Annotated in this window: 25 protein-coding genes; 6 read left to right on the top strand and 19 right to left on the bottom strand. The window is 71.9% G+C overall.

All coding sequences use genetic code 11. The annotated features are described in order from the left end of the window. Positions 1 to 4: 4 nt before the first annotated feature. Complete coding sequence (locus LY13_RS13260) at positions 5 to 1,267, bottom strand: hypothetical protein (protein ID WP_253828722.1); 1,263 nt, start codon at positions 1,265 to 1,267, stop codon at positions 5 to 7. Continuing rightward, positions 1,264 to 2,130 carry a zinc ABC transporter permease AztB gene (aztB, locus tag LY13_RS13255; RefSeq protein WP_253828721.1) on the bottom strand — a complete coding sequence of 289 codons (867 nt, stop codon included), beginning with the start codon at positions 2,128 to 2,130 and terminating at the stop codon, positions 1,264 to 1,266. The genes LY13_RS13260 and aztB overlap by 4 nt, the downstream gene beginning before the upstream one ends. 66 nt (positions 2,131 to 2,196) lie before the next feature. Here aztB and aztA point away from each other — a divergent pair, with 66 nt between their 5' ends. Continuing rightward, positions 2,197 to 3,018 (top strand): zinc ABC transporter ATP-binding protein AztA, encoded by an 822-nt coding sequence (aztA, locus tag LY13_RS13250; protein ID WP_253828720.1) that lies wholly within the window; start codon positions 2,197 to 2,199, stop codon positions 3,016 to 3,018. Between the two features lie 4 nt (positions 3,019 to 3,022). Here aztA and LY13_RS13245 read toward each other — a convergent pair whose 3' ends face one another. Further along, the gene (locus LY13_RS13245) at positions 3,023 to 4,444 is read right to left on the bottom strand and encodes an MFS transporter (protein ID WP_253828719.1); all 1,422 of its coding nucleotides are present in this window, start codon (positions 4,442 to 4,444) and stop codon (positions 3,023 to 3,025) included. A 70-nt stretch (positions 4,445 to 4,514) separates the two neighbouring features. Between LY13_RS13245 and LY13_RS13240 the strand changes: the two genes are divergently transcribed. Both LY13_RS13240 and LY13_RS13235 read left to right on the top strand, forming a co-directional pair. Further along, positions 4,515 to 5,102, top strand: coding sequence for a TetR/AcrR family transcriptional regulator (locus tag LY13_RS13240; protein ID WP_253828718.1), 588 nt, complete (start codon positions 4,515 to 4,517; stop codon positions 5,100 to 5,102). A gap of 147 nt (positions 5,103 to 5,249) precedes the next feature. Continuing rightward, positions 5,250 to 6,545 carry a benzoate/H(+) symporter BenE family transporter gene (locus LY13_RS13235; RefSeq protein WP_253828717.1) on the top strand — a complete coding sequence of 432 codons (1,296 nt, stop codon included), beginning with the start codon at positions 5,250 to 5,252 and terminating at the stop codon, positions 6,543 to 6,545. A gap of 88 nt (positions 6,546 to 6,633) precedes the next feature. Here LY13_RS13235 and LY13_RS13230 read toward each other — a convergent pair whose 3' ends face one another. From LY13_RS13230 to mbhE, 11 genes are all read right to left on the bottom strand, one after another. Next, the gene (locus LY13_RS13230; RefSeq protein WP_253828716.1) at positions 6,634 to 7,536 is read right to left on the bottom strand and encodes a proteasome assembly chaperone family protein; all 903 of its coding nucleotides are present in this window, start codon (positions 7,534 to 7,536) and stop codon (positions 6,634 to 6,636) included. 112 nt (positions 7,537 to 7,648) lie between these two features. After that, on the bottom strand, positions 7,649 to 9,094 hold the full coding sequence (der, locus tag LY13_RS13225) for a ribosome biogenesis GTPase Der (RefSeq protein ID WP_253828715.1): 1,446 nt from the start codon (positions 9,092 to 9,094) through the stop codon (positions 7,649 to 7,651). Between the two features lie 2 nt (positions 9,095 to 9,096). Next, on the bottom strand, positions 9,097 to 9,798 hold the full coding sequence (locus tag LY13_RS13220) for a lysophospholipid acyltransferase family protein (protein ID WP_372493825.1): 702 nt from the start codon (positions 9,796 to 9,798) through the stop codon (positions 9,097 to 9,099). Beyond that, entirely contained in the window at positions 9,789 to 10,490 is a 702-nt protein-coding gene (gene cmk, locus LY13_RS13215; RefSeq protein ID WP_253828807.1) for a (d)CMP kinase, read from the bottom strand. Before cmk ends, LY13_RS13220 begins: the two co-directional genes overlap by 10 nt. Before the next feature lie 73 nt (positions 10,491 to 10,563). Continuing rightward, complete coding sequence (gene mnhG, locus LY13_RS13210; protein WP_253828713.1) at positions 10,564 to 10,905, bottom strand: monovalent cation/H(+) antiporter subunit G; 342 nt, start codon at positions 10,903 to 10,905, stop codon at positions 10,564 to 10,566. After that, entirely contained in the window at positions 10,902 to 11,168 is a 267-nt protein-coding gene (locus LY13_RS13205) for an MrpF/PhaF family protein (protein ID WP_253828712.1), read from the bottom strand. Before LY13_RS13205 ends, mnhG begins: the two co-directional genes overlap by 4 nt. Next, complete coding sequence (locus LY13_RS13200; RefSeq protein WP_253828711.1) at positions 11,165 to 11,974, bottom strand: Na+/H+ antiporter subunit E; 810 nt, start codon at positions 11,972 to 11,974, stop codon at positions 11,165 to 11,167. Before LY13_RS13200 ends, LY13_RS13205 begins: the two co-directional genes overlap by 4 nt. Beyond that, a complete protein-coding gene (locus LY13_RS13195; RefSeq protein ID WP_253828710.1) occupies positions 11,974 to 13,506 on the bottom strand; it encodes a Na+/H+ antiporter subunit D in 1,533 nt (510 codons plus the stop codon). Before LY13_RS13195 ends, LY13_RS13200 begins: the two co-directional genes overlap by 1 nt. Beyond that, positions 13,503 to 13,976 (bottom strand): Na(+)/H(+) antiporter subunit C, encoded by a 474-nt coding sequence (locus tag LY13_RS13190; RefSeq protein WP_253828709.1) that lies wholly within the window; start codon positions 13,974 to 13,976, stop codon positions 13,503 to 13,505. The genes LY13_RS13195 and LY13_RS13190 overlap by 4 nt, the downstream gene beginning before the upstream one ends. Further along, positions 13,973 to 14,770: an MnhB domain-containing protein gene (locus tag LY13_RS25970; RefSeq protein WP_308216326.1), complete on the bottom strand. Its 798-nt coding sequence runs from the start codon at positions 14,768 to 14,770 to the stop codon at positions 13,973 to 13,975. The genes LY13_RS13190 and LY13_RS25970 overlap by 4 nt, the downstream gene beginning before the upstream one ends. After that, entirely contained in the window at positions 14,767 to 17,211 is a 2,445-nt protein-coding gene (gene mbhE / locus LY13_RS13180) for a hydrogen gas-evolving membrane-bound hydrogenase subunit E (protein WP_253828708.1), read from the bottom strand. Before mbhE ends, LY13_RS25970 begins: the two co-directional genes overlap by 4 nt. Positions 17,212 to 17,371: 160 nt before the next feature. Between mbhE and LY13_RS13175 the strand changes: the two genes are divergently transcribed. From LY13_RS13175 to LY13_RS13165, 3 genes are all read left to right on the top strand, one after another. Then, positions 17,372 to 17,854, top strand: coding sequence for a cation:proton antiporter regulatory subunit (locus LY13_RS13175; protein ID WP_253828707.1), 483 nt, complete (start codon positions 17,372 to 17,374; stop codon positions 17,852 to 17,854). Between the two features lie 9 nt (positions 17,855 to 17,863). Next, on the top strand, positions 17,864 to 19,042 hold the full coding sequence (locus LY13_RS13170; protein ID WP_253828706.1) for a cation:proton antiporter: 1,179 nt from the start codon (positions 17,864 to 17,866) through the stop codon (positions 19,040 to 19,042). A gap of 94 nt (positions 19,043 to 19,136) precedes the next feature. Continuing rightward, entirely contained in the window at positions 19,137 to 19,565 is a 429-nt protein-coding gene (locus LY13_RS13165; protein WP_253828705.1) for an organic hydroperoxide resistance protein, read from the top strand. A gap of 36 nt (positions 19,566 to 19,601) precedes the next feature. Here LY13_RS13165 and LY13_RS13160 read toward each other — a convergent pair whose 3' ends face one another. From LY13_RS13160 to LY13_RS13140, 5 genes are all read right to left on the bottom strand, one after another. Next, a complete protein-coding gene (locus LY13_RS13160) occupies positions 19,602 to 20,342 on the bottom strand; it encodes a pseudouridine synthase (RefSeq protein ID WP_253828704.1) in 741 nt (246 codons plus the stop codon). Then, on the bottom strand, positions 20,332 to 21,069 hold the full coding sequence (scpB, locus tag LY13_RS13155) for an SMC-Scp complex subunit ScpB (RefSeq protein ID WP_372493828.1): 738 nt from the start codon (positions 21,067 to 21,069) through the stop codon (positions 20,332 to 20,334). Before scpB ends, LY13_RS13160 begins: the two co-directional genes overlap by 11 nt. Positions 21,070 to 21,287: 218 nt before the next feature. Further along, on the bottom strand, positions 21,288 to 22,313 hold the full coding sequence (locus LY13_RS13150; RefSeq protein ID WP_253828703.1) for a segregation and condensation protein A: 1,026 nt from the start codon (positions 22,311 to 22,313) through the stop codon (positions 21,288 to 21,290). Further along, positions 22,313 to 22,882 (bottom strand): cobyrinic acid a,c-diamide synthase, encoded by a 570-nt coding sequence (locus tag LY13_RS26185; RefSeq protein ID WP_372493824.1) that lies wholly within the window; start codon positions 22,880 to 22,882, stop codon positions 22,313 to 22,315. Before LY13_RS26185 ends, LY13_RS13150 begins: the two co-directional genes overlap by 1 nt. Next, positions 22,879 to 23,922: a ParA family protein gene (locus LY13_RS13140; protein ID WP_253828702.1), complete on the bottom strand. Its 1,044-nt coding sequence runs from the start codon at positions 23,920 to 23,922 to the stop codon at positions 22,879 to 22,881. The genes LY13_RS26185 and LY13_RS13140 overlap by 4 nt, the downstream gene beginning before the upstream one ends. Positions 23,923 to 23,941 lie beyond the last annotated feature (19 nt).

Raw genomic sequence — 23,941 nt, 5'->3', positions numbered from 1 at the left:
GCCCTCATCGGCCGGTCTCCACGAGCAGCGAGGGCGTGACGTCGGTGTCGAACGTCCTGGCGACCCGCAGGTCGTCGCGGTAGTCGACCTCGTGCACGGTCGCCGCCGCGGGGTCGTTGACGTAGGCGCGGTCGGTGTCGACCGCGATGGTGACCCCGTCGGGCACGTCACCGTCCAGGAGCCTCGTCGCCGCGGTCTCCTCCCCGGTCTCCGCGTCGTGGGCGTGGGCGTGGGCGTGGGCGTGGGCGTGGAGGACACCGTCCTCGGTCAGCACCAGCAGCGGACCGTCCGGGCCCGTGGCGGCCGCCGCCGCGGCGGGGCCGGTCCCGGCGTGCGTCCACGCGGGCTCGGCGGCGTCGAACAGCCAGGCGCCGTCACGGCCCGCGACCGCACCGAGCGTCTCGGCCCCGGGACGCTGCCGGAACGGGCCCGCGCCGGCGCCGCCGTCCGGCTGCGGCACCGCCTCGCCGGTGAACTCGCCGTCGTCGGAGTCGACGAGCACCGCGCCACCGCCGCAGCCGAACACGACGCCGCGGGTGGTCACCGCAGCGTCGCCCGGGTCCTCGCAGGTGACGTCGAGGTCGGCGACCTCGCCGCCGTCGCGTTCCCGCACCGCGACGCCCTCACCGGTCGCCACGACGACGTGCCGGTCGTAGGGCACGGCGACGCCGTCGACGGTGTCCCGCTCCTCGACCTCGCCGGATTCGAGTGCCTCGCGGTCGAGCAGCACCGTCGTGCCGTCGTCGCGGGCGAGCGCGGTGAGCGCGGTGTCGGACCATGCGCCCGTGACCGTGCCGGCTACGGTGCCGGCCGCGCCGGGCTCGGTGCGGTAGTAGTGGTTGTGGTAGCCGTGTTCGACGGTCCACACCCCGCTGTCGATCACGCGGGTGCGGTTCCCGCCGGAGAGGAACGCGAACCTGCCGTCGGTGACGGCACCGGTGACCGCACCGTCGCCCGCCAACTCGGTCGCCTCGCCGCTGAGCAGGTCGAGCACGCGCACTCCCCGGCCGTCGCCGTCGGCGACCACGAGCCGCGACTGGGGTTCGGCGGCCTCCTCGGCGCCGTCGACGTAGCCGTGGGGCGTGCTGGTGGCGGTCGCTGCCGTGCGGCCCGTCTCACCGCCGCACGCCGCCAGCATTACTCCACAGAGGACTGTGGCGAACGCCGCCGCGGCAGGCGGGCGGAACATCGTCGTTCTCACACGTGATGTCACGGTGTCCTTCTCCGTGACAGCGTCCTTGTCCCTCACGGTGTCGTTGTCGGTCACAGTGTCCTTTCCGGAACCGGTTCGGGGGCTGTGCTGCGCGGCGCGCGGTGGCGCGGGCGCAGCCGGGAGAGCAGCGCGGAGAGGCCGAACAGCGCGACGGCGACGAGCGCGATCGTCGCGCCCGCGGCGGTGCCGGCGTGCCAGGAGACGAGCAGTCCGACGGCCGTCGCCGCGGTGCCGTGGAGCGCGGCGCCGAGCATGACCAGCGGAATCCGGTCGGCCCAGAACATCGCGGCCGCGGGCGGCGCGACGAGCAGCCCGACCACCAGCAACGTGCCGACGACGTGCAACGACGACACGATGGCCAGGGTCAGCAACAACAGCAGCGCCCCGTGCGCCACCCGCGGCCGCAGGCCGAGCGCCGTCGCCGTCCTCCGGTCGACGCTCAGTGCGACGAACGCCCGGTGCCCGCCCGCGCACACCACGGCGGCGAGCGCGAGCGCGGCGACGAGTTGCAGCAGGTCGCGGGACCGCACGGCGAGGACGTCGCCGAACAGGATGCTCGTGAGATCCACGGCGAACGATCCCGAGTACGACACGATGATCACGCCGGTCGCGAGCATGGCGACGAACAGCAGTCCGATCGCGGTGTCCTGAGCGAATCTCCGGGACCGGCCGAGCATCGTGACGCCGCAGGCCATCGCCGCGGCACTGAGTGCGCCGCCGAGCATCAGATTCCCGCCCGCCAGGGACGCGACGGCGACTCCCGGCAGCATGCCGTGCGCCATCGCCTCACCGAGGAACGCCATGCCGCGCACGACCACCCACGTGCCCGCGAGGGCGCAGATCGCCGAGACGAGCACGCCTCCCCACAGCGCCCGCTGAACGAACGAGACCTCGAACGGCGCGATCAACCACTCCACACGCGGTAGCCTAAACTGAAAACGAATTTCATTTCAATCAGGGTTGCCGAGCGACCGAGGAGAGCCATGACACAGGCGAGGACGCACGCCGAGCGGGAGACGGGCGACACCACGGACGGGAGTACCGCCTCGCCACCCGGAATCAGCCCCGCGACGACGTCTTCCGATGCGACGTCTTCCGACAAGGCGGCCGTGACGCTCGACGACGTCTCCGCCGGCTACGACGGCACGGACGTCCTGCGGGGTGTGAGCGCACGGATTCCACGCGCCGCCGTCACGGCGATCGTCGGGCCGAACGGGGCCGGGAAGTCGACCATGGTCGGAGTGATCGCGGGAGTGGTCCGGACCACGTCGGGCACGGTGACACTGCCGCCGGACGGCAGGCCGGCCCTGGTCGTCCAGCAATCGGGTGTCCCCGACCAGCTCCCGATCACGGTGCGGGAGGTCGTGCGCATGGGCCGGTGGGCCCACCGCGGACCGTGGCGCAGACTGCGGCGGGAGGATCACCGGCTGGTCGAGGGCGCGCTCGACCGCCTCGGCATCGCCGACCTCGCCCGCAGGCGGCTGAGCACCCTCTCGGGCGGACAGCGGCAACGGGCGCTCGTCGCACAGGGACTCGTGCAGCACTCGGCCGTCCTGCTGCTGGACGAGCCGACCGCGGGCCTCGACGTCGCCGCCCAGGACGCGATCGCGGCCGCACTACGCCGTGCCGCCGACGACGGCGCCGCCGCCGTGCACGTGACCCACGACCTCGCCGACGCCGACCGCGCCGACCACTGCGTGCTGCTCTCCGGCGGACGCGTCGTCGCCGAGGGCAGACCCGAGGACGTCCTCACCCACGACACCGTCGACCACGCCTGGGGCCTGGACCGCTACCGCGGGCGGTAACGCCTCACGGCGTGGAAACCGGCGGCCGTCGAATCCGACCGGGCCCTGACACGCGCTCCGTTCCGGCCGCGGCACCCGGCGTCGACGAACCACGAACGCGGCGAATCCCGGCCATGACCGTCGACACGGCGGCGAGAGCCGCGGCCATGAGCACGAACGCGGCCGCATCCGTTCCGGCAGCGGCCGTCGCGGTGGAGGCCGCCGCGAGGCCGATCGCGCCACCGAACTGCTTCGCGGTGTTCATCAGTCCGGACGCGGCACCGGTGTCTCCCGATCCGACACCTGTGGTGACGATCGTGGCCAGCGGAGTGTTCACCAGACCCCCGCCGATGCCGATCACGACACTCGGCACCAGGAAGGCGATGACGAACGGTCCGTGATCGACGACCGCGACCCAGATCAGACCGCCCGCGGCGATCAGAGTGCCCGCGGTGACGAGAACGCCGGGTGCGTAGCGCGTCGTCAGCCGCGGCGTGAGCCCGAGATTCACGACCATGATCGCCGCCGTGATCGGCAGAAAGGCCAGGCCGGCCTGAATCGGCGTGTATCCCCACTGGTCCTGCATGCGATAGGTGAGGAAGTACCACAGCCCGACCTGGAAGGAGGTGGCCGTCAGCCCGGTCGCGAGGTTGCCGAGCACGATGGTCCGGTCCCTCAGGAGCGCGCTCGGCACGAGTCGGTGCGGGGTCCGTCGCTGCTGGACCACGAGCAGGACGAACAGCACGAGCGCACCCCCGCCGGCCAGGGCGGGCGCGACTCCGGCAGCAGGCTCCCCCGCCGACGACAGCGCATAGGCGGCGCCCGTGAACGCGCCGGTCGCCAACACAACCCCGGTAAGACTCATCCGCCCGCCACAGGGGTCGGCGACGCGCCGCCGATGCAGCACGGCCGCGGCCACGGCCACGCCGGCACCGATGGGCAGGTTGATCAACAGCGTCACGCGCCACGAGATCAGGTCGGTGAACACCCCGCCACCGACATTGCCGATCCCGCCCCCGGCGAGGCTGACGGCCGTCCAGACCGCGATCGCCCGAGTACGGCTCGGGCCTTCGGCGTGGGTGGCGGTCAGGAGCGTGAACGTGGCCGGTGAGACCACCGCCGCGGCGAGGCCCTGCACCGCGCGGGCTGCCACCAGGGTCCATCCCTCGCCGGCGAGACCACCGATCGTCCCGGCGAGCGCGAACGCCGCGGCCCCCCAGGCCAACAGTCTCGCGGTGCCGACGACGTCGGCCAGCCTCGCCCCGACCAGTAGCACCCCCGCGAAGCCGAGGCTGTAGGCCATCGCCACCCACGACGCCGTGAGCCGGCCGAGCCCCAGGTCGGCCTGGATCGAGGGCAGGGCGACGTTCACCACCGAGATGTCCAGTACCACCAGCAGCTGAGCCAGGCAGGAGGTCCACAACCCGAGCCGGTGCGCAGCGGCCACGAAACCCTCCTTGATACGCGTGTATCAAATTTGATACGAGCGTATCATCACCGCGTGAAAGGAGCGGCCCATGTCTGAGCACGAACGCAGGACCGAGATCATGGACGCGGTGGAACGCCTCCTGGCCCGAGGCGGCGTCGACGCGGTGACCATGCGAGCCGTGGCGACGGAAGCCGGGGTCTCACTCCGGCTCGTCCAGTACTACGGCCGAACGAAGGACGACCTGCTGAGCTCGACCCTCGACCGCCTCGCGGAGCGCAGCATCGAACGGTGGCGCACCCGCGCCGCACACCAGGACGCGAACCCGTCGGCCCTCGACGAGATGCGGGTGTTCCTCGACGAGGCCCTGCCCACCGACGAGGAGAGCAGGGGCTTCCATCGGGTCGGTGTCTCCCTCGAAGCCCTCGCGATCACCCACCCGGGCACGGCCGGCCGCGCCTACCAACGACACCTCGACGGCCTCGCCGACCACCTCGCGAACACCCTCCGATCCCGCTCTCGACTCGATGCGACGACGGCCCGACTGCTCGCCATGGAGGTCATGGGGCTCGCGCACGGCGTCGGAACGCTACTGATGGCGGGGCGCATCGACGAACGGGAGGCCGGCGCGCTGACCGGCGACTACCTCGAACGACTGCGGCCGCGCCTCACGGCGTGACCGTCGGTCTCCCCCGGTTGCACCTCGTGTCACTTCCCACAAGGTCTGTACGCTGTGCGCCCCAGTGTTCAGTATGCGTACGGCGACAGGGTGGCCGCTCCCCGACCGCAGGGACGCGGCCACGGGCACGCGACCGAGGAGGGCCGCATGACCACGACCGACGGCGACGCGACGGCCACTCCCGCCGGCCCGCCCCCACACCGGTTCGAACGCCCGCCACGCCCACTGTCCGATCTGCGCACCCTGCGCCGCCACTCCGGCGGCGCGTACCTCACCAACGGCCTGGTCGGCATGGTGTTCGCCGCCACCGGCCCGATCGCGGTGATCATGTCCGTCGGCGTGTCCGGAGGCCTGTCGACCGCGCAGCTGTCGTCGTGGATCTTCGGCATCTTCTTCCTCAACGGCCTGCTGACCCTGCTCGCGTCGTGGCTCTACCGGCAGCCGCTCGCGTTCTTCTGGACCATCCCCGGCACGGTCGTCGTGGGCGGCTCGCTCGGTCACCTCACGTGGCCCGAGGTGCTCGGCGCGTTCGTCGTCACCGCGGCACTGATCCTCGTCGTCGGGCTCACCGGCTGGGTACGGCGCGTGATGTCGGCACTGCCCATGCCGATCGTGATGGCGATGGTCGCGGGCGTGTTCCTGCAGTTCGGGCTCGACCTCGTCGACGCGTTCGGCGTCGACCCGGGACTCGCCGTTCCGATGGTGGCCGTGTTCCTGCTGCTCAGCGTCATGACCGGCCTCGGGAAACGCATCCCGCCGATCCTCGGCGCGCTCCTCGCAGGCGTCGCGGCCGTCGCACTCTCCGGCCGGTTCGACCCGGCGGGCGACGCGGGCTGGCTGGCCCAGCCGATGCTGCAGCCGCCGCAGTGGTCCTGGCAGGCGATCCTCGAACTCGTCGTGCCACTGGCCATCACCGTGCTCGTGGTGCAGAACGGCCAGGGCATCGCCGTGCTCAAACAGGCAGGGCACGAACCGCCGGTCAACGTCGCCACGGTGGCGTGCGGCCTGTGGTCACTGCCCGCCGCCGCGGTGGGCGCCGTGTCGACGTGCCTCACCGGGCCGACCAACGCCCTGCTCACCGCCTCCGGCCAGCGGCACCGCCACTACATCGCCGGCATGGTCTGCGGCGGGCTCGCGATGCTCGTCGGGCTGCTCGCCCCTGCCTTCGTCCAGCTCATGCTCGCGACACCGGAGGCGTTCATCGCCGTCCTCGGCGGCCTCGCCATGCTCCGCGCGCTCCAGGGGGCATTCGTCAGCGCCTTCGGCGGCCGCTTCACCCTCGGCGCGCTCGTCGCGTTCGTCGTCACCGTCTCCGACGTCGACCCGCTCAACATCAGCGCCGCCTTCTGGGGCCTGGTGGCCGGACTCGCCGTCTCGGGCCTCATGGAACGGGCCGACTTCACCGCCGAGCGCGCAAGCCGAGCGGGCGAACCGGCAGGGTGAGCCGAACCGCGCGGAACCGACGCGACAGGCGGGCCCACGCGACAGACAGGCCGGGCGACACCCTGTGCCGCCCGGCCCGCCCGCGCGGTCAGTCCTGCTCGGTGCCGGGCTGCTGCGCGAGGAACCGCTCGAACTCGGTGGCCAGTTCGTCACCGGTCGGCATCTCGGTGTCCCCGACCAGCAGGTTGTCGTCCGACGAGGTGAACGCGTCGTACTGCTCCTCGAGGGAGTGCACCACGTTCGCCGCCTCGTCCGAGTCCTCGACCTGGCGGTTGACCTCCACCTCGGCGCGCCGCGCGGCCTCCCGCAACGCGTCGTCGGGCAGCTGCAGACCCGAGACCTTCTGCACGGCGTCGACGAGCGTCAACGCCGCCGCCGGATAGCGCGACTGCGACAGGTAGTGCGGCACGTGCGCGGCGAACCCCGCCGCGTCGTGACCGGCCTGCCCCAGCCGGAACTCGACGAGCGCCTCCGCACTGCCCGGGACCTGAGCCCGGTTGAACGTCGGGCTGAACTGGCGCACCAGCTCCGTCCGCGTCGCGTGCGCCGTCACCCCGAGCGGCCTGGTGTGCGGCACGGCCATCGGAATCCCCTGGAACTGGACGCTCAGCCGGACCTTCCACCGCTCCACCAGCCTGCGGACCGCCTCGGCGAACAGCTCCCACTCCCGATCCGGTTCCGGACCCGTCAGCAGCAGCATCGGCGTCTCGTCGCCGTCGTGCAGCAACCGCACCGTCAGCTCCGGCACCTGGTAGTCGGCCCAGCCGTCGCCGTCCCACGTCATGGCGGGCCGCCGCGACCGGTAGTCGATCAGCCGGTCCACGTCGAACCGCGCCACCACGGGGCCGTCGAACGTCTCCGTGAGGTGCTCGGTGAGCAGCTCACCCGCGTTGCCCGCGTCCACGTAACCGTCCAGGTGGTACAGCAGGACCGCACCGTCGAGCACCGGCACGTCGGAATCGACCACGTACAACTCGTCCGCATCGGTCATGTCGCCACCTCCTCCTCGGCCCATCGCGTCACGTCCGCACTGCCCGGCCGTGTCGAGGCGGGGCGCGCACCAGCCGCGATGGGTGGTTGCCGGCGCCCCAGTGCGCCCGTCGCTACCGCTGCTTCTTCGGCTTCTTCTCCCTCACCCGCACGTTGATCCGCACCGGTGAGCCGGGGAACCCGAATCGCTCCCGGAACTTGCGCTCGACGAACCGGCGGTAGCCGGCCTCGAGGAAGCCCGTTGTGAACAACACCAGAGTAGGCGGCCGGATTCCCGCCTGGGTCGCGAAAAGTACCTTCGGCTGCTTGCCACCCCGCACAGGCGGGGGTTTCGCCGCGACCAGGTCCGACAGCCAGCTGTTCAGCTGGCCCGTGGGCACCCGCTGGTCCCAGGAGTCGAGCGCCGTCCGCAGCGCCGGTGCGAGCTTGCGCACGGCGCGCCCCGTCGACGCCGACACGTTGACCCGTTCGGCCCACGGCACACGCACCAGCCCGCGGTCGATCTCCCGCTCCAATTGACGCCTGCGGTCGTCGTCGACCAGGTCCCACTTGTTGAACGCGAGCACGAGCGCGCGGCCTGCCTCCGAGACCATCGTGATGATCCGCAGGTCCTGTTCGGACAGTGGCTCGCTCGCGTCCAGCAACACGATCACCACTTCGGCCGCGTCGATCGCCGTCTTCGTCCGCAGCGACGCGTAGTACTCCATGCCGCTGGCCGTCTGCACCCGCTTGCGCAGTCCCGCGGTGTCGACGAAGCGCCAGTCCTGCCCGTCGAGTTCGACGAGCGAGTCGACCGGGTCGACCGTCGTGCCCGCGACATCGTCCACAACGGACCGCTCTTCGCCGGTCAGTTTGTTCAGCAGACTCGACTTCCCGACGTTGGGCTTGCCGATGAGGGCCACCCGGCGCGGCCCGCTGACGGGTGCCCGCCGCTCCCGCGGCGCCTCCGGCAACACCTCGAGGATCGTGTCGAGCAGGTCACCGGAGCTGCGGCCGTGCAACGCGCTCACCGGGTGCGGCTCGCCGAGACCCAGCGACCACAGGGACGCCGTCTCGGCGATGAGCCGCTGGTCGTCGACCTTGTTCGCCGCCAGGATCACCGGGCGCTTCGACCGCCGCAGCACCTTCGCGACGGCCTCGTCGGTGGCGGTCGCCCCGACGGTCGCGTCCACCACGAGCAGCACCGCGTCCGATGTGGACATCGCCAGGTCCGCCTGCGCGGCCACCGATCCCTGCAGCCCGTCGGCGTCCGGCTCCCAGCCGCCGGTGTCGACGAGCGTGAACCGCCTGCCGCCCCACAGGGCGTCGTAGGCCACGCGGTCGCGCGTCACACCCGGCACGTCCTGCACGACCGCCTCGCGGCGGCCCAGGATCCGGTTGACCAGGGTCGACTTGCCCACGTTCGGCCTGCCGACCACGGCCAGCACCGGCTGCGTGCCGACGACCTCCTCGTCGCCGGTCCCCGACTGGGCGCCCAGCTCGTCGAGGCGGGCGAACTCGGCCTCGTCGGACCAGGTGCCGTCGACCTCGCCGGAGGCCGTGCCGTCTGCTTCGGTCATCGCTACTGTTTCTCTTCCCTGTCGCTGTGCCTGGTCTCGTCGACACGGGAGACCAGCTCGGCGAGCGTCCCGCGGATGTGTTCGGTCGCGTCGGCCAGCCCGCTGCGGCCGCGACCGACCTCCAGTGTGAACGGTTCCCCCGCCACCACGTCGACCGCGGGGCGCAACCGCCTGCGCTGCCGATCCGGCGGGCGTAGCGTGCCGCGCACCGCCACCGGCTGCACCAGGGCGCCGGAGTTGCGCACCAGCCACGCCGCACCGTGGTGCGCCGAGGTCACCTCACCCGCGCCGCGAGTGCCCTCGGGAAAGACTCCCACGAGCCCACCGCGCGACAACACGCCGGTCGCCGTCGTCAGCGCCGTCCGGTCGGGCGCTCCCCTCGTCACCGGGACCTGGCCGAGCCGCCGCAGCCACGGCCCCGTCGCGGCGTCGAACATCTCGTCCTTGACCAGGAACACCGAGCGCCGCGGCACGAGGCCGAACAACAGCTGCGGTTCGATCATCGTGCTGTGGTTGGCGACGAGCACCACGGGCCCGGTCCGCGGCACCCGCTCCATCCCCGCGACACGCAGCCGGTACGCGGGCCGGTACAGGTGCCGGCCGATCGTCCGGCCCAGATCGTGCAACCACGGCACGGCACCCTCGGGCAGCCCGTCCGGCAGTTCGCCGGAGCCCGCCGCGCCCGCGGATCCGGTCACCGGCACGGCTCCGCCACGCCCTCGTCGAGCAGTCCGCGCGTGCCCGCCAGCTCGGTCAGCGCCGCCAGTACCTGGTCGATCGACAGCTCCGACGTGTCGAACTCGACCGCGTCGTCGGCGGGCCGCAGCGGCGACGCCGCCCGGCTCGAGTCCAGTCGGTCGCGGCGCTCGACCGACGCCAGCACCGTCGCCTGGTCGGCCTCCCGGCCCGCGGCGGTGTCCTGGGCTCCGCGACGCGCGGCACGCACCTCCGGCGAGGCGGTGAGGAACACCTTCAGCGGAGCGTCCGGGGCCACGACGGTGCCGATGTCACGTCCGTCGACGACGACGCCGCCGTCCCGGGCCGCCTCCGCGATGAGTGCCCGCTGCCGCTGCACCAGCAGGTCCCGCAGCTCCGGGACGGCCGACACGGCCGAGACCGCGGCGTCGACCCGCGGGGTGCGGATCGCCTCGCCCACGTCCGTGCCCTCGAGCCGCGCACCGGGGGCGGCCGGGTCCGTCGACACGTCCAGCCGCACCGACCGGGCGAGCGCCACGACCGCGTCGGCGTCGTGAGGATCGACACCCGCGTCGAGGACCGCCAGCGTCACCACGCGGTACATCGCGCCCGTGTCCAGGTACCCGGCACCGAGTGCGGCCGCCAGTTTCCGCGCCACGGTGGTCTTCCCCGTCCCCGACGGCCCGTCGAGGGCGACCACACCGCGTAGGGCTCCCGTCACCGACTGCTCCTCGCTACTCGCCTGTGTGCTGCGGCCCCATTCTGCCTGGCGGTCACTCCCGCCCAGCACGCAGGCGCTGCGACAGTTCGTCCACCGCCAGTGTCGACCGATCGACACCGCCCGTGCGGTAGGCGGCGCGGCCGAGCAGCTGCGACAGCACCGGTGCCGTGATGACCTGGAACAACCCGGCGAGGACGAGCCCCACCGCGAAATGCGGTTCGAGCCGCACCGCCGTGCCCGCGAGCACGAGCAGCAACCCCAGCGTCTGCGGTTTCGTCGCCGCCTGCAGCCTGCTCAACGTGTCCGGCAGCCGCACCATGCCCCACGCACCGATCACGCAGAACAGCGCGCCGGCGATGAGCAGCACCGCGCTGATCCAGTCCCGCACGCTCATCGGTACTCCTCCCTGCGCTCGACCAGCCGCACCACGGAGATCGTCCCGACGAACCCGAGCAGCGCGACCACCACGATCAGCGCGATGTAGATGCCCCGTGACGACATCGCCATGCCGACCGCCGTGCCCGCCACCATCAGGATCACCAGCACGTCCACGGCGAGGATCCGGTCGAGGGTGCGCGGGCCGCGCACGATGCGCAGCAACGTCAGCAGAGCGGCCAGTCCGAGCAGGCCGAACGTGATCGCGAAGACGACGCTCATCGGTTCTCCCGCCTGTCCTCACGGCCGGGGCGCGGTTCTCCCGGTGGTCCCCCCGTGCCGTCGCCGGCCCCCTCCGCACGGGACCCGCTCTCCCCGGTCCCGCCTGCGTCGTGCTCGTCGGAGGGAGGCTCGTCTGGGTCCGGCTCCGCGGCGTCGCGCGTAGCGGTGGCGGGCGTAGCGGTGGCGGTCCCGTCGGGCGGGGCGCCTCCCGGTGCCGTCGCCGGGGTCAGGGCAGCACCGGTGCGGCGGCGCCGTTTCGCCTCCCCGGCACGCTCGCCCGCCGTCGAGGCCTCGTCGTCGCCCGCGACCGCCCAGACCACGGCCCGCTGCAGGTCCAGCACGTCGTCGAACGCCTTGTCGGCGTCCTCCCTGCTGCGCACCCCGGTCACGTAGACGTACCAGATGCCGCCGGGGCGGTCGATCTGCAGCACGAACTTGCCCGGGGCCAACGACACGACGTTCGCCGCCGAGGCGATGACGTGATCCACATCGGACAGCACGGGTACCGCGACGATGCCCGCCGACACCGAACCGCCGCCCCGTGCGATGTCGGTGAGGAACCGCAGTGCGGAGGCGAACAGGTCCACCACGACGTACAGCGCCACGGTCACGAGCCGCAGCGGTCGGCGGAAGATGTTCCACCGATGGGTGGGCAGTGGGAACAGCATCAGCACGGCGAGCGCCACGATCGTGCCGTAGACGAGGGTCGCGACGTCGAACGTGCCCCACAGCAGCAGCCACACCAGCACGAGCCAGATCAGCAGGGACGGTGCGACGCGCGTACCGGGCATGGTGCGCCGGGCCATCAGCGACCCTCCTCTCCCAGCACGGCCGACCGGTAACCGGCGTCGTGCAGCACGTCGTTCGCGGCGCGTTCACTCATAGCGGCGAGCGGACCCGCGAACACGGCGATCAGCACGCTCACGACGACCAGACCGCCCGTGGCGCCGAGCATGGCACCCGAGGTCGTCCCCGTGCCCACCGTCACGTCGTCGTTCGGGTCCGGATCGGGCTGTGGCGGCGCCGGCTTGCCCCAGAAGGCGCCCGCCCAGATCTTCGTGACCGCGTACAGCGTCAGCAGGCTCGTCACGACGGCGCCGCCGGTCACGGCGAGGGCCGCCGGGGTTCCCACCTCGGCGCCGGCCTGGAACAGGGCGATCTTCGCGACGAACCCCGACAGCGGCGGGATGCCGGCCAGGCTCAGCGCCGGGACGGCGAACAGCACGGCCACGAGCGGATACCCCTTCGCCACGCCCGACATGGCCTGCAACGACACGGTCCCGGTGTGGCGCGTGACCAGACCGCTCACCAGGAACAGCGCCGCCTGCACGGTGATGTGGTGGACGACGTAGAGGATCACGCCTGCCAGCCCGATCACCGTGAACAGCGCCAGTCCGAACAGCATGTACCCGATGTGGCTCACCAGCAGGAACGACAGCATCCGGTTGAGGTCGTTCTGCGCGATCGCCCCGAGCACGCCCACGATCATCGTCAGCAGCGCGACGACGAGCAACGCCGTCCAACTGTCGGAGTGCACGAACACGAGCGTCTGGGTGCGGATCAGCGCATACACGCCGACCTTCGTGAGCAGCGCGGCGAACACCGCGGTGATCGGGGCGGGCGCCGTCGGATAGCTGTCGGGCAGCCAGAAGTGCAGCGGCACGAGCGCCGCCTTGATGCCGAACACGATCAGGAACAGCAGCGCGAGACTCGACTGCACGCCCGGCGGCAGGGCCGCGATCTTCTCCGGCAGTGCGGCCATGTTGACCGTGCCCGTGGCGGTGTAGACGAGCGCGATCATGGTGATGAACAGCAGCGACGAGGTCAGGCTGACGATCACGTACGTCATGCTCGCCCGCACCCGCTGGGCGGTCACCCGGCGCGTGATCAGCACGTACGACGAGCCGAGCATCACCTCGAACGCCACGAAGAGGTTGAACAGGTCCGCCGTCAGGTAGGCCAGCGACACGCCCGCGCACAGCATCAGGTACATCGGGTGGAACGTCGTCGACGCCGCCCTGCGGCCGAAGTCGGTGATGCGCTGACCGACGGAGAAGACCAGCACCGCGAGGGTGACCAGCGCCGACACGAGCAGCAGCAGCGACGCGAGCCGGTCGGCCACCAGGGTGATGCCGAACGGCGGGCCGTATCCGCCGAGCTCGAGCACCACCGGGCCCGAGCTGTCGGCCTCCACCAGCAAGGCGGCCGCGACGCAGGCGATCACGGTCAGCACGACGACGCCGAGCGCCCGCTGCACCATCGGTGACCGGCCTGCGACCAGCGACAACGCCGCTGCCAGCAACGGCAGCAGCACCGGCAGTGCGACCAGGAAGCTCATCGGACACCGGCCTCCTCGTCGGTCTGCCCGGGACCGGCCTCCGGTGCCTCGGGGGCCTCGAAGCCGGCGACCCGCTCGGCCTCGGCCGCCTCGTCCTCGATCTCCCGCTCGGCGAGCTCGGCCTCGGCGACGCGCCGGTCCTCCACGTCGTCCTGCACCTCGTCGTGCCCCAACAGGGCCCACGACCGGTACGACAGCGCGAGCAGGAACGTCGTGAGCCCGAAGGTGATGACGATCGCCGTCAACGCCAGTGCCTGCGGGAGCGGGTCGACCATCGCCTCGACGGCCGCGGTGCCGACGAACGTCGGCTCCCCCGGTGGACCGCCGGCGACCTGCAGGAACAGGTTGGCGCCGTGGCCCAGGATCACGATGCCGAGGATCACCCGCATCAGCGACCGCTGCATGAGCAGGTAGAACCCGATCGAGTAGAGGCCGGCGAGCATGACGGCCATCGTGATGTTGATGGTCATGATCGCCTCATCTCGTCGTCGCCGTCGGCGCCGGAGCCGGGGTCGCGGTCGGTGCCGCGGCCGGTAGCCGGGCCGTGGTGCGGGCCGAAGCCGTCGAACCCGTCCCCGCCGACGCCGCCCGCGGCGTCCTCGTCATCCGCGAGCTCCTCCGGGTCGTCGGGATCGTCCGGGACGCCCTCGCCGTCGACACCCGGTCCGCCGAACTCGGTGCCGGAGCCGAGCGTGCGCAGCAGGTCCACCACGACGCCGATGATCAGCAGATAGACGCCGAGGTCGAGCGCCAGGTTCGTCGTGAGCTTGAGCTCGCCGAGCACGGGAAGGTGCAGTTTCCACACCGCCGACGACAGGACCACCTCGCCCAGCAGCACCGGTGCCAGCGCCGTGGTGACGGCGATCGCGAGACCCGTGCCGATGACGACCGGTGGCCGCACCCGCACGGCCGTCGCCAGTTCGGCACCGCCGCCTGCCACGTACCGCAGCACGAACGCCAGCCCGGCGACGAGGCCGCCGCTGAAGCCTCCGCCCGCGTTGTTGTGACCCGCCAGCAGCAGATACACCGAGAACACGAGGACGGTCGGGAACAGGACGCGCGCGAGGACCTCGAGCAGCATCGAGCGCGGCCAGCTCCCCGCGCTCTGCTCGGTCATCAGCCACTGCTCACGCGGGGTGTCCCACGCCGTCCACGGCGCCTCCGTGTGGGAGACCGCGCCCCGGGAGGTGGTGTGCCGCTCGGGCGCCGGACGTCCGGCCTCGCCGTGCTCCCGGCCGGGCGCGGGGTCGGGGTGCTCGGTCATGACGTCACCTCCGGTTCCGGGCCGTCACCGGGACCGGTGTCGCGGGCGCGCGCGGAACGGACCGCGCCCGCATCGCCCGACTCCTCGGCCTCGTCCCGGCCGCCGACCGGGTCGGTGCCCTCGGCGACGCCCGGCTCGTCCGACGTGCCGTCTCCCCCGGTCCGCTTGCGCGAGCGGGCCAGGATCAGGCTCGCCGCGCCCGTGGCCGCGACTGCGAGCACCGCGATCTCGCCGATGGTGTCGAACGCGCGGAAGTCGACGATGATCGCGTTGACGACGTTCGTCGCCCCGGTCTCGTCCTCGGCCCGCTCGATGTACTCCCGGCTCGCCTCCGGCATCCCGTGGGTGTACCCGGAGTACAACACCGCCAGGACCGCCACGAACGTGCCCGCGACACCGGCGACGACGGCCTTGACCCACCGGCCCGGGATGTACTCGCGGTTCTGGGTGAAGCGGGGCGGGAACCGGCGGATGACGAACACGAACACCACGAGGGTGAGCGTTTCGACGAGGAACTGGGCGAGTGCGAGGTCGGCGCCGCCGTCGACGACGAACCACGCGCCGATGCCGTACCCCACGACACCGGTCAGCAGCACGGCCGTGAGGCGGCGGCGCGCGACCAGCGACGTCACCGCGGCGGCGAGCACCAGCACCGCGAGCGGCACCTGCAGCCCGTTGTCGAACAGCCGCAATGCACCGAATTCGACGCCGCCCGCCAGCAGGCCGGCCCCGGGCACGACGACGAGTGTGGTCAGGATGACGCCGAGGTACACCGGCAGCGAGCCGACCTGCGTGCGGCCCGTGACGCCGTGTGCGACGTGTTCGAGGCCGTCGACGGACGCGGTGTACCAGTTCTGGGCCTGCAGCCCGGAGGGCACACGTCCGCCGAGCCGTTGCAGGCCCGCGTAGCGGTGTACGAGGTACCCGGCGACGACGATGCCGACGCTGAGCGCGAGCGGCGGGGTGAAGCCGTGCCACAGCGCCAGGTGGTAGCCGGGGTCACTGCCGTACCGGTCGGCGTAGCCCGCCTCGATCGGCTCGATCAGGCCCGGAGCGAGCGCGAGGACCAGCCCCGCGAGCGAGGGGACGGCCACCAGGGCGGTCATGACGCGCCCGCACGGCACGGACGGCGGTGGTGCGACGTCCGGTTTCCTGGCGAACGCTCCGCGGAGGAAGCGCAGGCTGTAGGCGACGGTGAGCACGGACCCGGCGACCACCCCGACGCAGGCGACCATGTCAACCGGTCCTCCGTGCAGCAGCGCCTCGAGCGCCACCTCCTTACCGAGGAACCCCAGCAGCGGCGGCAGACCGGCCATGGACAGCAGCGCGAGCGTGGTCAGCGTCGTGAGCACGCGCCAGCGGCCGCCGAGCCCGGACAGTTCGCGGATGTCGCGGGTCCCGGTGCGCTTGTCGATGATGCCGACGGTCAGGAACAGCGCCGATTTGAACAGTCCGTGCGCGAGGATCAGCGTGCCCGCCGCGAGCGCCGACATCCACGTGCCGATGCCGAGCATCACCATGAGGAAACCGAGTTGGCTGATGGTGCCGTAGGCCAGCAGGGTCTTGAGGTCGTACTGGCGCAGCGCGCGGAACCCGCCGAGCAGCATCGTCCACAGGCCGCATCCGACGACGGGGATCCACCACGCGGGATGGTCGGCGAACGCGGGCGAGAACCGGGCCACCAGGTAGACGCCCGCCTTCACCATCGCGGCGGCGTGCAGGTACGCGCTCACCGGGGTCGGCGCCACCATGGCCGAGGGCAGCCACGGGTGGAACGGCACCTGTGCGGATTTGGTCAGCGCCCCGAGCAGGATCAGCAGCAGTGCCGCCGTGACCACTCCGCCGCCGGGCGGGTCGGCCAGGATCTCCGAGATCCGCAGCGTGCCGGCCGCGGTGCCGAGCAGCACGAGCCCGAGCAGCATCGCGAGGCCGCCGAACGTGGTGACCAGCAGTGCTTGCGTCGCCGACTGGCGGAGCCGTTTCCGCAGCCCGTCCCCGCCGACGAGCAGGAACGAGCACAGTGTCGTCAGCTCCCAGAACAGGTACAGGGAGAGGACGTCGTCGGCGAGGACGAGGCCGAGCATCGCACCCGCGAACGTCACCAACAGGGCCGAGTCGCGCGCGGCGGTGCGGTGGTCGCCGACCTTCGCGTAGCCCGCGTAGTAGCCGAGCACGATCGTGCCGACGCCGCTGATCAGCAGGATCAGCAGGACCGCCAGCTCGTCGAACCGCGCCGTGAATTCGAGTCCGATCGCGGGCGCCCACGCCGCCGTCTCCAGCGGCGGCGTGTCGGCCAGCGCCTCGCCGGCCCGCGCGAGTGCGTAGACCAGCGTGCCCGCAGGCGCGAGCGCACCGACCACGAACGCCGCCCGGCCGTACCGGCGCGCGACGAGGGGGAGCACCGCGGCGAGTGCGAAGTGCACCACGATCGCCACCAGCACCCGGCCTCACCCGCTCCCGTTCGGCGCCGTAACCGAACCGATACTACGAAATCTCTGATCATTCCGCGCGTCCGGCCGAAGTGGACGGTCCATGACCGGCGGATACCCACGGTCAGGTCACCGCTACTCCCGCTGGTCGGCGAAGGGTTACTGTGGAGCTGTGAACGTCGAAGTCACTCCACTGCCGGGCATCGGTGTCCGGAAGGAATTCGTCGCGGCCAACGGCCGCCGGGTCGGCGTCGTCAGCCACCGCGACGGCACGACCGATCTCATCGTCTCCAAGTCGGACGACCCCGACGCCTGCCTGGCCTCGCTGGCCCTGACCTCGGACGAGGCCGGTGCGCTCGCCAACCTGCTCGGCGCGCCGCAGCTGGTCGCGCAACTGACCGAGGAGCAGAAGGAGCTGCCGGGCATCAGCACCCGGCAGCTGACGATCAAGGCCGCGTCGCCCTACGACGGCCGGACGCTGGCCGACACGGAGATCCGCACCCGCACCGGCGTGTCCGTCGTCGCCGTGATGCGCGCGGGGCAGATCCACCCGTCCCCCGCCCCGGACTTCGTGTTCACGGCGGGCGACCTCGTCGCGGCCGTCGGTACGGCGGAGGGACTCGACGCGGCGACGAAGATCCTCCACCAGGGGTAACGGCCCGCCGTGGACCACACCGCACTCGCACTGATCGAGCTGGGCGCGGTCTTCTTCCTGCTCGGCGTACTCGGCAGGGTCGCCCAGCGCATGGGCATGTCGCCGATCCCGCTCTACCTGGTGGGCGGGCTGTTCTTCGGCGAGGGCGGCGTGATCGAGCTGGGCGACATCGGCCAGTTCACGCACCTGGCCAGCGAGATCGGCGTCGTGCTGCTGCTCCTGCTGCTCGGGCTCGAGTACTCGGCGGCCGAACTGGTCGGCGGGATGAAGCGGTCCTGGCTGGCCGGCGTCGTCGACATCGTGGCCAACGCGGCACCGGGTGCCGTCGTGGCGCTGCTGCTGGGCTGGGGGCCCATCGGCGCGCTGGTACTCGGCGGCGTCACCTACATCTCCTCGTCCGGCATCATCGCGAAGGTCCTGGGCGACCTGGGCAGGCTCGGTAACCGCGAGACGCCGGTGGTGCTGTCGATCCTCGTGTTCGAGGACCTGGCGATGGCGCTGTACCTGCCGATCCTCACCGCGGTCCTCGGCGGCGTGAGCCTCGTGGGCGGCCTGACCGCGGTCGGCATCTCGCTCCTGGTCATCTCGGTCGTGCTGGTGATCGCCCTCAAGTACGGGCGGTTCGTCTCCGCGATCGTCGACAGTGACGACCGCGAGGTGTTCCTGCTGCGCGTGTTCGGGTCGGCGCTGCTGGTGGCCGGTCTGGCCCAGGCGCTGCAGGTGTCGGCCGCGGTGGGCGCGTTCCTGCTGGGCATCGCGATCTCGGGGTCGACCGCGGAGAACGCCACCCGCCTGCTGGAACCCCTGCGCGACCTGTTCGCGGCCGTGTTCTTCGTGGTGTTCGGCCTCAACACCGACCCCGCGTCGATCCCGCCGGTACTGGTCTGGGCCGTCGTGCTGGCCGTGGTCACGACGGTGACCAAGATCGGCACCGGGTGGTGGGCGGCCCGGCGCTCGGGCGTCGGCAGACTCGGACGGGCGAGGGCGGGCGCGGCCCTCGTGGCACGCGGCGAGTTCTCGATCGTCATCGCCGGTCTCGCGGTGAGCGCCGGCGCCGTCGAGGGCGAGCTCGCCGCCCTGGCGACCGCGTACGTGCTGCTGATGGCGATCCTCGGCCCGACCGCGGCCCGCGTCATCGAGCCCGTGGCCCGCCGCCTGCAGCCGCGCCCGGCGACGTCCGGCGCCTGAACGGCCACCGAACGCCACCCGGCCTCACACCGCCTGCGCCACTACCGTCGTGGGGGAAAGGATCGGTCCAGACGCGCTCAGCGAGGAGAAGTCCATGTCAGACGCCGTGTACACCGCGATTGCGACCTCCACCGGCGACGGCAGGCGCGGCGGCAGGGCCGCCACCAACGACGAGGCGCTCGACGTCACGCTCGCCGTCCCGGCCGAGATGGGCGGCACCGGCGGCGGCACCAACCCGGAACAGCTGTTCGCCGCGGGCTGGGCTGCGTGCTTCCACTCCGCGCTGAAGGCCGTCGCCGCCGAACGGAAGGCGACGATCAGCGACTCGGCCGTCGTCGCCGAGGTGCAGCTGCGGTCGCAGGACGGCGGCGGGTTCGGCCTCGCCGCGGATCTGCACGTCGAACTGTCCGGCGTCGACCAGGCCACGGCCGACGAGCTGACCCAGGCGGCCCACGCAATGTGCCCGTACTCCAATGCCACTCGCGGCAACATCCCGGTGACGGTCGACGCCACGGTCGGCTGAGCCCGGGGCCGCTGCGGGTGGCCGGACAGCCGCCGGTCAGGAACCGACGGCCTTGTAGAGCGAGCCGACCTCCTTGCGGTTCAGCTTGCGGATCGCGCCCGGCTTGGTCTGCCCGAGCTGCACGCCACCGACCTGCGTGCGGACGAGTTTGCGCACCGGGTGGCCCACCTCGCGCAGCAGCCTGCGCACGATGTGCTTGCGGCCCTCGTGCAGCACCAGCTCGACGAGCGTCCGCCCGGCCTGGACGTCCTTGACGCGGAACTCGTCCACCCGCACCGGACCGTCCTCCAGCTCGACGCCGTTGCGCAGCCGCTTACCGAGGCCCCGCGGCACGGAGCCGTCGACCTCGGCCAGGTAGGTCTTCGGCACGTGGAACGACGGGTGCATCAACTTGTTCGCCAGGTCGCCGTCGTTGGTCAGCAGCAGCAGGCCCTCGGTGTCGGCGTCGAGCCTGCCGACGTGGAACAGCCGCTCGTTGCGCTTGCGCACGTAGTCGCCGACGCACGGCCTGCCCTCCTCGTCGGACATCGTGCTGTGCACGCCCTTCGGCTTGTTCAGCGCCAGGTAGACCAGCGTGTCGTCCACGATCAGCCGCTCGCCGTCCACGTGGATCACCGCGGTGTCCGGGTCGACCCGCTTGCCGAGTTCCCGCACGGTCTCGCCGTCGACGCTCACCCGGCCCTGCGCGATCAGCTCCTCGGAGGCGCGCCGCGACGCGACGCCCGCCTGTGCGAGCACTTTCTGCAGGCGAACCCCGTCGGGGTTGCTAGATGTCATCGATCGAATCCACCTCGGGTAGCAAGGGTGCGATGGGCGGCAGGTCGTTCAACGACTCAAGGCCCAACCGCTCCAGGAACAGCTCGGTCGTCACGTAGAGCGTGCCGCCGGACTCGCCGTCGGCGCCGCTCTCCTCGATGAGACCGCGCTGTACGAGCGTACGGATCACGCCGTCGACGTTCACACCGCGTACCGCCGCGACCCTCGAGCGCGTGACCGGCTGCCGGTAGGCGATGACCGCGAGCGTTTCGAGCGCCGCCCGCGTGAGCTTCGACCGCTGCCCGTCGAGCAGCAGCTTCTCCACGAACGGGGCGTAGGTGCTACGCGTGTAGAACCGCCAGCCTTCCGCCGACCGGCGCAGGTCGAACCCGCTGCCACGGTCGGTGTAGTCCTCGGCCATCGTGCGCAACGTCTCGGTGACCCGGTCGACGGGCTGCTCCAGCGCGCCGGCCAGGGTCTCCTCCCCGACCGGCGCGTCGACCACCAGCAGCATCGACTCCAGCGCGGACACCAGCGTGTCGTACTCGGACACGTCCGGCAGCTCCCGGTCCTGCGCCACCGCCGTGAGGCTCGTGTCCTCGCCGTCGGGCGCTGCGTCCCCGGCCGCCTCTCCCTCGGGCTCCCCGCCGACGGACGCCTCACCGCCGGCTGCGTCGCCACCGCCTGTCTCGCCGTCGGGCGCGTCGCCGTCGAGGTCGGGAACATCACCGCCGGTGCTGTCAGCCACACCGCTGTCGGTGGTGGCGCTGTCGGTGGCGGCGCTGCCGGTGGTGACGGCGTCGGTCACGGCGGCGTCCGGCTCGGAGTCGTCGGCCGCGGCGCTGTCCGGCGCGACCCCGTCGGCGGCGACGGCGTCGGTGCCGCTGTCGGTGGTGCCGCTGTCGGTGGTGACGGCGTCGGCGCCGGGATCGGCACCGACGTACGCATCGATGTCGTGTGGCTCGCTCACCCGTACTCCTCGTCGTCCGTGTCGGCGGCCCGGTCGGCTTCGGCCCGGGCCGTGGCCTCCTCGAGCGAACCGCCCGTCCAGCTCACGTGCAGCTCGCCCAGTGCCTCCTCCTGTTCGAGGTTCACCGACTTCTCCCGGTACAGCTCGAGCAACGCCAGGAACCGTGCGACCACTTCGAGGGTGTGCTCGCAGTCGACGACGAGCTCGCGGAACGTGCCCGCCCCCTGTTCCGCGAGCCGCACGCGCAGCACGGCCGCGTGTTCGCGCACCGACACCTTGCCCATGTGCAGGTGGTCGAGCGACACCTCGGGCGTGGGTTTGGGCCGGAACACGCCGAGCGCGATGTCGGCGAACCGGTCCGGCGTGACGCCGAGCATCACCTCGGGCAGCAGTCCGAGATAGCGCTCCTCCAGGCTGACCGACCGTGGATACCGCCGGAGCGCACCGGCCTCTAGCTCGCCGAAGAGCGCCGCGACCTGCTTGTAGGCGCGATACTGCAACACTCGCGCGAACAGCAGGTCCCGCGCCTCCAGCAGTGCCAGGTCGTCCTCGTCCTCGACCTCCGCGGACGGCAGCAGCCGCGCGGCCTTCAGGTCGAGCAGCGTCGCCGCGACGACGAGGAACTCGGTGGTCTCGTCGAGGTTCCATTCCTCGCCGAGCGACCGGGTGTGGGCGATGAAGTCGTCGGTGACCTGGTGCAGCGCGACCTCGGTGACGTCCAGCTGGTGCTGCGAGATCAGCTGCAGCAGCAGGTCGAACGGGCCCTCGAAGTTCTGCAGCCGCACCTGGAACCGAGGCGTGCCGTCCGCCGTCTCGCCGTGACCGGCGTCGGCACCACTCTCGTCGCCGTGCCCGCTCGTCCCGGCCCCGTCGCTCGCAGCCGTCTCCCCGGAGTCGCCCGAAGCGGGCTTCCCGGCCACGTCGTCGAGCGCCTCGGCACCGCCGGCGGGGACGGGGTCGGCGGTGGTCGCGTCGGTCGGTGTGTCGTCGGCGTCCGGCTGGGGCTGCGCCCCGTGGTTCATCAGTTCGTGGCTTCCTGGTCGTCGAGGTCGCCGTCGCGCAGCCGCGTGACGAGCACCGAGTCCTCGCCGCCGGCCTCGAAGTCGGCCAGCAGCACGGCGACGGCCTCCCGCACGATGCGCCCGCGGTCCACCGCGAGGTCGTGCGACGCGCGCAGCGCCAACCGGGCCTGCTCCATCGCGACCAGCTCGTCACCGGACAGGTACACCGTGATCTTCGCGTCGTGCTTCTGCCTGCCCGAACCGCGGCGGCCCGCTTTCGCCAGGCCGGCCGAACCCGCCGACGCGGGCTTCGCAGCGGTCGTCGACGCCGTCTGCTTCCGAGGGGACTCCGCCTCCTCGGCCGCCCCGTCCGCGGACGTCTCCGTCACGGCGGCAGTCTCCGGCGCGGCGGACGTCTCGTCGGCGGCCCCGGCAGGGGCGTCAGCCGCGGACGTCTCCACCGATTCGGCGTCCGGAGCCGCCGCGGGCGCGGGCGGAGCTGCGGGTGTCACGGCGCCGTCCCCGAACACGGGGTTGCTGGTGCGGCGGAACAGTTCGGACGCTCCGGGCAGGGATGCTCGCCTGCTCACCGGCCGATCACCTCACGCGCCAACTGCCGGTACGCCGCCGCGCCCGCCGAGCGAGGAGCCCACTTGGTGATCGGTTCACCGGCCACAGTGGTCTCCGGGAACCGCACGGTGCGGTTGATGACCGTGTCGAACACGGTGTCGCCGAATGCCTCCACCACGCGCGCCATGACCTCCTTCGAATGCAACGTCCTCGGGTCGAACATCGTGGCGAGAATGCCGGTGATGTCCAGTTTGGGGTTGAGCCGTTCGCGCACCTTATCGATGGTGTCGATCAGCAACGCCACGCCCCGCAGACTGAAGAACTCGCACTCCAGCGGGATGATCACGCCGTCGGACGCGGTGAGCGCGTTGACGGTGAGCAGTCCCAGCGACGGCTGGCAGTCGACAAGAACATAGTCGTACTGCTTCATCACCGGATGCAGCACCCTCAGTAGCGTGTGCTCACGCCCGACCTCGGCGACCAGCTGCACCTCGGCCGCCGACAGGTCGATGTTGCTCGGCAGCAGGTCGATGCCGTCGAGTTTCGTGTTGCGGATGACGCTGCCGACCGGCAGCGACCGCTCCATGATCACGTTGTAGACGCTCTGTTCGAGCTCGTGCGGCTGCACGCCGAGACCAACCGACAGCGCACCCTGCGGGTCGAAGTCGACGAGCAGGACCCGCCTGCCGTACTCGGCCAGCGCCGCGCCGAGGTTGATCGTCGACGTGGTTTTGCCCACGCCACCCTTCTGGTTGCACATCGCCAGCACCGTGGCCGGGCCGTGACTGTGCAGCTCCGGGGGCTCGGGGATCTCCCTCAGCGGCCTGCCGGTCGGGCCGAGTTTCACCTCGTCCTCGGCCTGCTGCCCACCGGTCTGCTGCCCACCGGTCTGGTTCTCGCCGGTCTGGTCCTCGCCGGCCGCAGCGGGTGCCGTGTCGGCCGCGGCCGCGCCGGAGTAGCCCGGGGCGGCTGCGTGGTCGGACGTGGCGTCTGCGGTCGCGCCGCTGCCCTCGGCGGTCGGGCCGCCGGACTGGGAGCGCGGCTGCTGGGAGGTCGACATAGGGCGGAAGCTCCTCCTT

This window comes from Prauserella aidingensis (genome assembly GCF_024171865.1).
In the GTDB taxonomy this organism is placed as follows: Bacteria; Actinomycetota; Actinomycetes; order Mycobacteriales; family Pseudonocardiaceae; genus Prauserella; species Prauserella aidingensis.
Note: the sequence above shows the minus strand (reverse complement) of the source record. Positions and strands in the feature narration are given on the sequence as shown.

Bases quoted from the DNA above. Each gene is read 5' to 3' on its own strand.
- aztA (WP_253828720.1), top strand. From the start codon at position 2,197: ATGACACAGGCGAGGACGCACGCCGAGCGGGAGACGGGCGACACCACG.
- LY13_RS13240 (WP_253828718.1), top strand. From the start codon at position 4,515: ATGTCTGAGCACGAACGCAGGACCGAGATCATGGACGCGGTGGAACGC.
- LY13_RS13235 (WP_253828717.1), top strand. From the start codon at position 5,250: ATGACCACGACCGACGGCGACGCGACGGCCACTCCCGCCGGCCCGCCC.
- LY13_RS13230 (WP_253828716.1), bottom strand. From the start codon at position 7,536: ATGACCGATGCGGACGAGTTGTACGTGGTCGATTCCGACGTGCCGGTG.
- der (WP_253828715.1), bottom strand. From the start codon at position 9,094: ATGACCGAAGCAGACGGCACGGCCTCCGGCGAGGTCGACGGCACCTGG.
- mnhG (WP_253828713.1), bottom strand. From the start codon at position 10,905: ATGAGCGTGCGGGACTGGATCAGCGCGGTGCTGCTCATCGCCGGCGCG.
- LY13_RS13205 (WP_253828712.1), bottom strand. From the start codon at position 11,168: ATGAGCGTCGTCTTCGCGATCACGTTCGGCCTGCTCGGACTGGCCGCT.
- LY13_RS13200 (WP_253828711.1), bottom strand. From the start codon at position 11,974: ATGGCCCGGCGCACCATGCCCGGTACGCGCGTCGCACCGTCCCTGCTG.
- LY13_RS13195 (WP_253828710.1), bottom strand. From the start codon at position 13,506: ATGAGCTTCCTGGTCGCACTGCCGGTGCTGCTGCCGTTGCTGGCAGCG.
- LY13_RS13190 (WP_253828709.1), bottom strand. From the start codon at position 13,976: ATGACCATCAACATCACGATGGCCGTCATGCTCGCCGGCCTCTACTCG.
- LY13_RS25970 (WP_308216326.1), bottom strand. From the start codon at position 14,770: ATGACCGAGCACCCCGACCCCGCGCCCGGCCGGGAGCACGGCGAGGCC.
- LY13_RS13165 (WP_253828705.1), top strand. From the start codon at position 19,137: ATGTCAGACGCCGTGTACACCGCGATTGCGACCTCCACCGGCGACGGC.
- LY13_RS13160 (WP_253828704.1), bottom strand. From the start codon at position 20,342: ATGACATCTAGCAACCCCGACGGGGTTCGCCTGCAGAAAGTGCTCGCA.
- LY13_RS13150 (WP_253828703.1), bottom strand. From the start codon at position 22,313: ATGAACCACGGGGCGCAGCCCCAGCCGGACGCCGACGACACACCGACC.
- LY13_RS13140 (WP_253828702.1), bottom strand. From the start codon at position 23,922: ATGTCGACCTCCCAGCAGCCGCGCTCCCAGTCCGGCGGCCCGACCGCC.